This window comes from Paenarthrobacter sp. 22069 (genome assembly GCF_052046035.1).
Classification (GTDB): domain Bacteria; phylum Actinomycetota; class Actinomycetes; order Actinomycetales; family Micrococcaceae; genus Arthrobacter.
This window is the reverse complement of record NZ_JBQEQF010000047.1, coordinates 1-10,161: the sequence shown is the minus strand read 5'-3', so window position 1 is coordinate 10,161 and position 10,161 is coordinate 1. Positions and strand designations below refer to the sequence as shown.

The 10,161-nt window shown below is 64.6% G+C and carries 10 protein-coding genes and 1 pseudogene; 7 read left to right on the top strand and 4 right to left on the bottom strand.

The annotated features are described in order from the left end of the window. Window positions 1–14: 14 nt before the first annotated feature. Window positions 15–903, bottom strand: a pseudogene (locus tag ACTJK0_RS21095) (IS5 family transposase). Window positions 904–970: 67 nt separating this feature from the next. Further along, window positions 971–2,005 carry a zinc-dependent alcohol dehydrogenase family protein gene (locus ACTJK0_RS21090; protein ID WP_440746509.1) on the bottom strand — a complete coding sequence of 345 codons (1,035 nt, stop codon included), beginning with the start codon at window positions 2,003–2,005 and terminating at the stop codon, window positions 971–973. Window positions 2,006–2,323: 318 nt separating this feature from the next. On the opposite strand from ACTJK0_RS21090, the gene ACTJK0_RS21085 reads away from it, so the two are divergent. The 5 genes from ACTJK0_RS21085 to ACTJK0_RS21065 all read left to right on the top strand — a co-directional run bounded on the left by ACTJK0_RS21085 (window position 2,324) and on the right by ACTJK0_RS21065 (window position 6,179). Beyond that, the gene (locus ACTJK0_RS21085) at window positions 2,324–2,734 is read left to right on the top strand and encodes a hypothetical protein (protein ID WP_440746508.1); all 411 of its coding nucleotides are present in this window, start codon (window positions 2,324–2,326) and stop codon (window positions 2,732–2,734) included. Between the two features lie 80 nt (window positions 2,735–2,814). Beyond that, window positions 2,815–3,867 carry an NADP-dependent oxidoreductase gene (locus tag ACTJK0_RS21080; protein WP_440746511.1) on the top strand — a complete coding sequence of 351 codons (1,053 nt, stop codon included), beginning with the start codon at window positions 2,815–2,817 and terminating at the stop codon, window positions 3,865–3,867. Next, window positions 3,864–4,721 (top strand): alpha/beta fold hydrolase, encoded by an 858-nt coding sequence (locus ACTJK0_RS21075; RefSeq protein WP_440746507.1) that lies wholly within the window; start codon window positions 3,864–3,866, stop codon window positions 4,719–4,721. Before ACTJK0_RS21080 ends, ACTJK0_RS21075 begins: the two co-directional genes overlap by 4 nt. A 71-nt stretch (window positions 4,722–4,792) precedes the next feature. Then, on the top strand, window positions 4,793–5,395 hold the full coding sequence (locus tag ACTJK0_RS21070; protein ID WP_110543206.1) for a TetR/AcrR family transcriptional regulator: 603 nt from the start codon (window positions 4,793–4,795) through the stop codon (window positions 5,393–5,395). Between the two features lie 76 nt (window positions 5,396–5,471). Then, the gene (locus ACTJK0_RS21065; RefSeq protein ID WP_440746506.1) at window positions 5,472–6,179 is read left to right on the top strand and encodes an SDR family oxidoreductase; all 708 of its coding nucleotides are present in this window, start codon (window positions 5,472–5,474) and stop codon (window positions 6,177–6,179) included. An 82-nt stretch (window positions 6,180–6,261) separates the two neighbouring features. Here ACTJK0_RS21065 and ACTJK0_RS21060 read toward each other — a convergent pair whose 3' ends face one another. Further along, on the bottom strand, window positions 6,262–6,750 hold the full coding sequence (locus ACTJK0_RS21060) for a hypothetical protein (protein ID WP_440746505.1): 489 nt from the start codon (window positions 6,748–6,750) through the stop codon (window positions 6,262–6,264). An 855-nt stretch (window positions 6,751–7,605) separates the two neighbouring features. Between ACTJK0_RS21060 and ACTJK0_RS21055 the strand changes: the two genes are divergently transcribed. After that, entirely contained in the window at window positions 7,606–7,917 is a 312-nt protein-coding gene (locus ACTJK0_RS21055; protein WP_440746504.1) for a hypothetical protein, read from the top strand. Between the two features lie 6 nt (window positions 7,918–7,923). On the opposite strand, the gene ACTJK0_RS21050 is transcribed toward ACTJK0_RS21055, so the two are convergent. Then, the gene (locus ACTJK0_RS21050) at window positions 7,924–8,757 is read right to left on the bottom strand and encodes a PucR family transcriptional regulator (protein WP_440746510.1); all 834 of its coding nucleotides are present in this window, start codon (window positions 8,755–8,757) and stop codon (window positions 7,924–7,926) included. Window positions 8,758–9,085: 328 nt separating this feature from the next. On the opposite strand from ACTJK0_RS21050, the gene ACTJK0_RS21045 reads away from it, so the two are divergent. Then, window positions 9,086–10,138: an IS110 family transposase gene (locus ACTJK0_RS21045; protein ID WP_440746202.1), complete on the top strand. Its 1,053-nt coding sequence runs from the start codon at window positions 9,086–9,088 to the stop codon at window positions 10,136–10,138. Window positions 10,139–10,161 lie beyond the last annotated feature (23 nt).

The following is a 10,161-nucleotide window of genomic DNA, read 5'->3' as shown; positions in this document are numbered from 1 at the left end:
CTAGGTCGTGTCTGTTAATTGTGTACTCGGTGGAATGTTGTGATCGCTCCTAGTAGTACCCCGCCGAGGAATGTGGTGGCGTACTTGTCGTAGCGGGTTGCGATGCCGCGCCAGTGTTTGAGGCGGTTGAAGCCGCGTTCCACGGTGTTGCGTTCCTTGTAGATTGCCTGATCGAAGGCCGGTGGCCTTCCACCGGCTGAGCCTTTGGCCTTCCGGCGTTCAATCTGATCTGAGCGCTCCGGGATGGTGTGCCTGATCCGGCGGGACCTCAACTCGGTGCGCGTGGAGGGATGGGAGTAGGCCTTATCGGCGAGCAGCCGGAACTGCGTGGCGTCTTGAATCTTATGGGCTTCGAGTAAGGGCACCAGTTGCGGATTATCACCGGCCTGGCCGGGAGTCAGCAGCATCGTGACAGGCGCGCACGCCCGGTCGGTAAGAGCATGGATCTTTGTTGTCAGCCCGCCTCGAGAGCGTCCGATCGCGTGGTCAGCCGGCTCGCTGGGCAGAAACTTGTAACTCGGCACTGCCCCCTGTGTGGTCTGGATCGACCGTCACCTTGGGCGCTCCGGCAGCATGCTGATGTGCCCGAACACTGGTCGAATCAACGGAGAGCAGTGACTCCAACTCCGTGTCCTGGGCACCGGTTGCCGTCTTTACCGCCGCGAACATCTGCTCATAGGACCCGTCGACAGACCACCGCCGGTGGCGCTCCCACACCGACTGCCAGGCACCGAACTTAACCGGCAGGTCACGCCACGGCGAACCGGTGCGAAAACGCCAGCAAATACCCTCAAGCGTCAAACGGTGATCGTTCCAGGGCCGCCCTCGCCGGCCCCCTGCAGTCGCGACTACAGGCTCAATCACCGACCACAACTCATCTGAAATAACATTCGCACGAAGCATCCATCCAGCCTCGAACATCCAAAGCCGAATATTTAGCAGACACGCCCTAATCAAACCATCCCGCCTGCTATCGGGTTGGATCGACCATCGTCATGCCCGCAACGTTCGCCGAGTCCATTCGAGGAAGCAGTTCCGCGGCCTCATCCAATCCGACGACGCGCTCGATGAGCCTCTGCGGTTCTAGTGCCCCCGATGCTATGAGGGCGAGCATCCCAGGGTAGTCAGCTGCTGCCATTCCGTGGCTTCCCAGGACTTGAAGCTCCCACGCGATGACCCGGGCCATGGGCACGCGGGGATGGCCGTCAACCGGCGGGAGGAGGCCGACCTGGACGTGCCGGCCGTGACGGCGGAGACTCAGGAGCGCGTCAGCACATGTCTGCTCGCTGCCGACGGCGTCCACCGAGACGTGGCTTCCTCCCGTGATGGCGTGCACCTGCGCCGGAATGTCGGCACCGTCCGCAGCAAGGACGTGGTCGGCGCCGAGGGAGGCTGCCATCGACAGGGCGCCTGGGTTGCGGTCGACGGCGATAACTTTCGCACCGAGCGCCTTGGCAATCATGACGGCGCTGAGGCCTACGCCGCCCGCCCCCACAATGGTGACCCACTCGTTGGCAGTGAGCCGTGCCTGGCCGGTAAGTGCCCGGTATGCCGTTGCGAAACGGCAGCCCAGGCTGGCCGCGGCCTCGAAGCTGACGGATTCCGGGATGGCTATGAGGTTCGTATCCGCGGCATGGATCACGACCTGTCCGGCGAAGGAGCCCCAGTGGGTGAAGCCGGGTTGTTGCTGCTGGGGGCAGACCTGCGCGTTGCCGGACAGGCACCATTCACAGGCACCGCAGCCCTCCACGAACGGTGCTGTCACCCGGTCACCGGCCGCCCACTTTTCCACGTCCGGGCCAACCGCCGTGACGACGCCAGCGAACTCGTGGCCGGGCACGTGTGGCAAGACGATGTCGTCGTGCCCGGCCCAGGCATGCCAATCGCTACGGCACAGGCCGGTCGCGAAGACCTTGATCACCGCTCCGTCGGCGGGAACGGCCGGCACATCCACCTCCTGGACCGCCAGCGGTCCTGCGATCCGGTCCATTACTATTGCGCGCATCACGATCCTCCTTCAGTCGGCCCCCCTCAGGAGACCAGGCACAGCGACAGCTTCAGGCCTCCCCAAATCCTAAGGCAGCACGGGGGTGCCAGCGGGGTACGGGGTGTCGGCTGGCCATGGGCGGACGCGGGATGGACGGTGGCGGCAGAAGCATGGTTGTTTTGCACGCCGTCGCCTGCCCACCATGGAGGCATGGCACCGGAGCGCGGATGGCATCATCTTGCCTTTGCCCTGTGTCTGCTTGCTCCAACCGCCGGGACGGCAGCGTGCTCATACGATTACCCCGAGCCGGTGAGGACACCTTCCTCCCCTGCCCCGGTGACCGGATCCCCAGAGGTGTATGCAGACCCAGGAATCCTGGAGCGCGAAGCCAGGAACTATGCGGAGCTGGACCGGCTCCTCCAGGCCACCCCGGATGCTGTCCTTCTTTTCGAGGAAGGTCCGCTCGACGGTCCCGTCAGGGGTTTTGGCGCCACCGCGGAAGTGCCAGCGGGCGGGAACTACACCGTCACGGCAGCCTGTGTGGGCGCCTCCGGCGCTGTCGTCGCCATCGGACAGGAGCAACCGGGCGCCCCTTTTCAACCTCTGAAGCTGGAGCTGGACTGTGCCGGCGCCGCCTCCCGGGTGGTGGCACTGCGGCAGGGCTATGTCTTCGCCCATCTCGAGTTGCCCGGTCAGGGGGATACTCCGTGGACGGGAGCCGTCGGCGGGGTCCGCATTACCTACTGAAGCCGGCTGAAGAGAGTTCTTGACATCTTTTATGAGTACACTCATGATTGAGTGTAATCAACAAGAAGGGCGCTGCCGGAATGAAAGCGTTTGTCGTCAAGAAATACAAGGCCGACCTTCACCTGGCCGAGGTCCCTGAGCCGGTAGTAGGTGAACACGATGTCCTGGTCCGCGTGGAGGCGGCGGGGCTTAACCAGCTCGACGAGAAGATCCGGCTCGGCGAGTTCAAGCAGATCCTCCCCTACCCCCCGCCGCTGGTGCTCGGGAACGACATGGCGGGAACAGTCCTCGAGGTCGGAACAAAAGTGACCGGCTTCAGGCCGGGCGACGAGGTGTTTGCCCGGCCCGGCAAAGACCGGATCGGGACTTTCGCCGAACGCATTGCTGTCGCCGAGGCGGACCTGGCGATCAGGCCGGCGTCCATCACCAGGGCCGAGGCGGGGTCCCTTCCGCTGGTGGCCTTGACGGCGTGGCAGGCACTGGTGGAGCGCGGCAACGTCCAACCGGGCCAGAAGGTCCTCATCCATGCCGGCGCCGGCGGCGTGGGTTCCATTGCCGTCCAGCTGGCGAAGCATCTGGGAGCGACGGTGGCTGCCACGGCGAGTGCCGCCAACGTGGAGTTCGTCCGCGGACTCGGAGCCGACACGGTTATCGACTATCGGAACGAAGACTTCGAAGAGATCCTCAGCGGCTACGACCTGGTCCTCGACAGTCTTGGCGGGCAAAACCTGGAGAAGTCGCTCCGCATCCTCAGGCCCGGCGGTATGGCAGTCGGGATTGCGGGACCGCCGGACCCCGCCTTTGCCCGGGACCTGGGCCTCAACCCGTTACTCCGGTTCGCCATCGCCGCCCTTAGCCGGAACCTCCGCAGCCAGGCGCGCCGCCTCGGCGTGCACTACGAATTCCTGTTCATGCACGCCAGCGGAGAGCAGCTGCGCCGCATCGCAAGGCTTGTCGACGACGGCGTGCTGCGTCCCGTCGTCGGACGCACCAGTCCGTTTGCCCAGCTCCCTGAAGCCTTGCAGGCGCTGGGAAATGGAGGGTTCCGCGGCAAAGCGGTCGTCACCAACCCCCCACACAGCAGTGCCCGCTGGGATGGAGTGGGCCAGCACCAGATTGGGGACCTGGCATGAGCGCCGCCCAGACTCCCGCCGCATCCTCGTACGCCGAGGCGCCCACCCGGAGCATCACGGCCGGCGGCATCACCTATGCGTACCGCGAACTGGGGCCACAAGGCGGCATTCCGGTGGTCTTCTTCCTCCACCTTGCCGGCAACCTGGATAACTGGGATCCCCGGGTTATTGACCCTATTGCCAAAGAACACCGCGTCATCACCTTCGATAGCCGTGGGCTCGGCGGCACCACCGGCAAGGTGCCGGACAGCATCGAGGACATGGCCGACGACGCAGCCACCTTTATCCGGGCCCTGGGGCTGGACAGGGTGGATGTCTTCGCTTTTTCCCTGGGAGGTATGGTGGCCCAGGCCCTTATCGGGGAGCACCCGGACCTGGTCCGGAAGCTCATCCTGGCCGGGACGGGACCCCGGGGCGGGAAAGGCATGGCCAAGGTTGCCCGGGTCACGTACCTGGACATCCTGCGGGCTGCCCTGGTCCGGGCTGATCCGAAGGAGTTCCTGTTCTTCAACCGCAACGCCGCCGGCAAGCTCGCGGCAAAGGCGTTCATCCAGCGTCTCCAGGAGCGCCGCAAAGGGCGTGACCGGCCGGTCACGATCCAGGGGTTCCGCGCGCAGCTGAAAGCCATCAGGAACTGGGGCCGCGCGGAGCCAGCCGACCTGTCCACCATCACGCAGCCCACCCTGATCGCCAACGGCGACCATGACCGCATGGTTCCTTCGGTCCTGTCAGAGGACCTGCACCGGCGCATCCCGGGCTCGAACCTGGTCATGTATCCGGACTCCGGCCACGGCGGCATCTTCCAGTTCCATCAGCAGTTCGTTCCGGTTGCCGTCAAGTTCCTTCAGGGCTGACAGCCCGTTCGCTCCGTTGGCTACACTCGAAGTCAGCTCAACACCATGACCGGCCCGGAGGAAACCCCGCCATGCACCTTGCGTCCCAGCCCGTCTCCCGGCGGGAACGGAACAAGCAGGCAAAGCTTGACCGGATCACGGCGGCGGCCCGGGAACTCTTCGCCGAGCACGGCGTTGATGATGTCACCACCCAGCAGATTGCGGAAAAGGCCGACATCGGAGCGGGCACCCTGTTCCTGTACGCCAAAAACAAGGGTGAACTGCTGCTGCTGGTCCAGAACTCCGCCTACGCCCATGCCCTCACCAAAGGAACGGCCGGCGCCGCCGAAGTCAGCGCACCGCTCGACGCCGTCATGGCCATCGTCCGGCCCGTGGTCGAATGCAACCGCACCCAAATCGACAACGGACGCACCTACCTGCGGGAAATGGTCTTCGGCGACCCCAACGAGCCGCACCACCACGAAGCACTCACCCTCGCCGCTGGAACCGAGGCCGCCATCGCCACCGTTCTGCAGCGCGACGGCCATACCTCCGCAGAAACTTCAGCCACCCTTGCCCGCACCGTTTCCGCCATCATGTTCCTCACCATGGCAGCCTCCACCAATGCCTCGCGTGCCACGGACGACCTCATCCTGGACATCCGGGACCAGGTAGCAGCCATCCTCCCCGCCTGACCGGCCTACCGACCGCTGCCTTCATATGGCAGAACTCCCCAGTACCCGGGCACCCTCATAGAAAAGACAACCAACCATGACTTCCCTCAACAACGCAATCGTCCTGGTCACCGGGGCAAACGGCGGGATCGGAACAGAGTTCGTCCGCGAAGCCCTCGCCCGCGGCGCCGCCAAGGTCTACGCCACCGCCCGCAACCCCCGCACCTGGGACGACAAACGTGTTGTGCCCCTCACCCTGGACGTCACCGACCCCGCCTCTATCCGGGCAGCAGTGGACGCAGCACCCGACGTCACGGTGCTCATTAATAACGCCGGCGCCTCCCCCGCCACTGCCAGCCTGCTGACCCTGCCTGAACAAGACATCCGCTCCACCATGGAGACCAACTTCTTCGGGCCACTCAACCTGGCACGCGCCTTCGCGTCCGTGCTCAAAGGGCAGGAAGCAACGGCGATGGTCAACATCCACTCGCTCCTGAGCTGGTACGCAACGGCCGGCGTCTACAGCGTCTCCAAAGCCGCCCTGTGGTCAGCCACAAACGCCCTCCGGCTCGACCTCGCCCCAGAGGGCGTGCACGTCCTCGGCGTCCACCTCGGATGGGTCGATACCGCCATGGCCGTGCACACGACGGACCCCAAACTCCCGCCCGCAGTCCTGGTAAGCCGGGTCTTCGACGCCCTCGAAGCCGGGGACCATGAAGTTCTTGCGGACGAGGCCTCAGCACTGATCAAAGCGGGCCTGAGCGCCGGAATTGACGAACTGTACCCGCAGCTCAAATCACTCTAACCGCAAGGGCCACGGGCTGCGGTTCAGCTTGGCAGGCTGAGGTGAATGTGGGTCAGCTGCCGCGCCCTTCCCGGACCCGTTCCTACATCGGGCGCGTGGTGAGGTCCGCATCGACGTTTGGATCCGTGTCGCCGAATTCCTTTTCCTGGCTCGCTGACGATGCGGCCGTCCGTGTGGATGCCAGCCTGGAGCGCCAGACTGCTGCACCGGCAACCAGGGCAAGGATTCCTGCGACCCACCACCGGGACATGGAGGTCCGCTTCCGTGCGCGGGCGGGAACCCGCTTCCCCACCCGGCCGGATGCGTTTGGTCCGACCCGCCTAAGTTGCTGCTGGACCCGGGGGGTCAAGGTTTCCACACCGCCGGCAACTTCATCCGCCAACCGCCGCAGGAGCGTCTGGAGCCGCGGGGAGGCAGTCTCAATTCCGGTATCCAGGCCGGCCACGGCTCTCTGGAGCGCCGCCTGGACGCCCGGGGTGGCCCACTCCCTGCCCCGGGCCAAATGACTCATGAGGTTTTCGGAAAGTCGATGAACCTGCATGGACTCCGTCACTTCTTCTGCTGTCCGCATTGGTGCCTCCTTCTCGTTGTGGTGAGGACAGGTTAGGACTACCGGAACGGTGCGGACAGGGCCTTTGGGACCGGGATGGGGCACTGCCCGCGCTCTTCTTTGCCGGCTGCTCCCGCCGCGCCGGCGGATTGGCCGCGGGAATGCAGCTATGAAACCCGGGGGCGACGATTCGATGCAAGGGCGGCGAGATCGCGGATCAGCTGCTGCATCTCGTGTTCCCTCCGGGCGGAGCGCGGTGTTTGCGCTACTGCCTTGGGCTTGGCCAAGCGGGTCCGCGGTGGAGCAGGAACAGGCGCGGAGCCGCCGCGTTGCGTCGCGGGTGATGGTTCGTTGCCCGCGATCGGAATACCCGTGCTCATGCGTCCCCCTTGCCCTGATTGTTGAGGAAGATCCCCGGCCGTGTCCGTAGATTCACTTTAGGGAGACGAAAGGATCAGGGGGAAGACATTTTGTCCAGCATCGGGACTTATTGTGTCAATCTTGAGATTCACGTGATCATCGATCCCATGCCCGGATCCGGTCAGGACGTGCTTTGGAGGAGCTGGCGACGGCTGGGGGAGGTATCCGTGGTCTCAGACGAACACCCTCGCCGCCAGCTCCGGTAACGACTTTACTTGCGCCTTCTCCCATGCGCCCGAGTAACCGGTACGCGTTTCATGGAGACCCGGTACTTGCCGGCGGTTGCAACGCTTCCATTTCGGATACCTGGCTGCATGCGCGACGCCTTTGGGGCCGGAATACCCTAAAGCGGCTGCCGCCGGCCGTGTTCTTGTATAGGGCATGGGAAGAACCCGCATTGCCCTTCGAGCCGTTAAGGCGTTTCATACTGCGGCCTGGTTCAGCATCGAAGCCTGTATGGTCTATCTGCTCTACGCAGGATTCCGCGGGAAGACCGACAAGCGGGCGGCCGCGGCCGCGGCAGTTGTGGCGGGTGAAACGCTGATCTTCGTTGGCAATGGTTTTCAGTGCCCGTTGACCCCCTTGGCGCGGCGGCTGGGTGATCCAGCCGGATCTGTCACGGACATCTACCTGCCCCGCTGGTTTGCCCATAATCTGCCGGCCATACATGTTCCCCTGCTGGTTCTCGCCGTCGCCCTGCACCGGCGGAACCTCAAGAACCAGGGGCGGCACCAAACCGGGCAACAACACAGACCCCAGCAGTGTTGAGCGCGGTCAGGGATGCATGGCTTCGTGAATCCGGAGGGCCATCCACAACTGCGCCAGCGTGGATGTTTCAGCCATGTCCAGGCCCGTCAGTTCACCGATTTTCCGGATCCGGTACATGACGGTCTGCCGGTGGGTAAACAACGCCGTGGCGGTTTTCTGCCATGAGCGCTGCAGGTCAAGGTAGGTCTTCAACGTCAACATCAGGTCACCGTCCTGCCTTTGCTCATAGTCGAAGACGGGGCCCAGAAGGCGACGTACCAAGGCCGCACCCTCTTCAACCTTCGTCAGGCCCAGCCAACTTGGTCCCTCCGCGTACCGGGCCAGGCCGACGTTGTTCGCCCTGGCCGATCCCAGCGCCCAAAGGGACTCCTGCAGCGCATGCTGCAGGCCCGCAGCCGCTGCCGTTGAACTGATTCCCACGGTTGTTTCCGGGCCGGCGCAGTGGACGAGCAGCTCGTCTGCCACGTCGCCGGCAAGAATTACGTGCAGGCGGTTGTTCCGCCGCAGGGCAGCGGCAGGAACTCCGTGCCGCCAGAGCTCGACGTGCACGTTTGCCAACCCGCCGCCGTCGTCGGCTGCCAGTGAGGCGACCACAAAATCCTGCGGCGGGACCCCGAAAGCGGCCAGCCTCCGTTCCATTTCCACGCTCCCCAACCGGCCGTCGAGCGCCTGCAGCAGGAACTCGCCGGCAAGCCGGTGCCGGCCCTCCAGCGAAAGGACGATGCGGGCCAGCTGAAGTCCCAGCACGGTGGCGGCGTGCAGCAGGACGACGGCGTCAGGGTGCGGTTCGCTGTGGGGCAGCACCACCATGAGGGCATTGGCGTGGGTGGGAATGTCCATGGTCAGCACGTGGCTGCCTCTGACCCTGTGCCACTGGAAATTCTCTAATGGTCTTGGCTGGTCTGGTGCTGGCTGGGAGGCTGGTGCAGGCCCCTCCGGGGTGTGACTCATGGAAATTCTGGCCCGAACCTCATCAGGCTCGGTGCCTTTAGCAAGACTCGTCCACCTCGGAACGGGCCTGCGCCGGTCCGCCCGCGCTGATGGCCTGATAGAAGATTGTCCGGGCTCCCCCGATGGGAGCGCCGTGACCCGTTAGAGAAGTGCCTCAACGCAGCTCCAGCCGGACTGGCACCGCACAGGTACCGACTACGGGAAGGAGCCCAGCCCCATGACCATGGTGGCGGAAACGTACGAATTCATCGTCGGAGTGGATACTCACTCCCGCACCCACACCTACGCCCTGATGGCTGCCAGAACTGGAGCTATCGAGGAAACCAAGACCTTTCCGGCCAGCGAGAGCGGCATCAACAGAGCTGCCGCGTGGATACATCGTGCTGGCGGGCCAGAGCGTTCCGTCATCGTCGCGGTCGAAGGCACCGGCTCCTATGGCGCCGCCCTGACCAGAGCACTCACCGGGAGTGGACTGCACGTGGTTGAAGCCCGGCCGCCCCGGCGCGGCTCACGTGGAAGCAGGGGCAAGTCTGATGCCATCGATGCCATCGCCGCAGCCCGCGCCACGCACGCATTAGACACCGCCCGGCTTGTCCGGCCGCGAGCCGAAGGAACCCGCGAAGCACTCACAGTACTCCTGGCCGCAAGACGACGCCTGGACACTGCACGAACCATCAACCGCAACGCGCTGAACGCATTGGTCCGGACGACCGACTTGGGCCTTGATGCTCGGCGTGCACTGATGGACGCGCAGATTGAACTCGTTGCCTCGTGGCGGCCGCGAGCCGCCGACCCCATCCAGGTCGCAGTGGCAAGAAACGAAGCCCGCCGACTCGCCCGGGAAATCCTGACCTCAACCGCTTCGCTGAAAGAAAACAAAGCACTCCTGGGCGAACTGGTTCAACAACTCGCTCCCGGACTGCAAAACGAAGCCGGGGTCGGACCGGTGACTGCAGCCCTGGTCCTCGCAGCCTACTCACATCACGGCAGGGTCCGCTCCGAAGCCGCCTTCGCAGCCCTCGCCGGCGCCTGCCCCATCCCCGCGTCCTCCGGAAACACCACACGACACCGGCTCAACCGCAACGGCGACCGGCAGCTGAATCGCGCACTGGACGTCATCGCAAGAACACGGCTGACGTTCGACCCGAGAACAAGAGCCTACGCTGAGCGCCGAACCTCCGAAGGGATGAACCGACGTGAGATCCGGCGCTGCCTCAAACGCTATGTCGCACGCCAGCTCTACCGGAGGCTGCAGACAATCATGGCTTGACACAAACCATAGAAGAGTCTTGC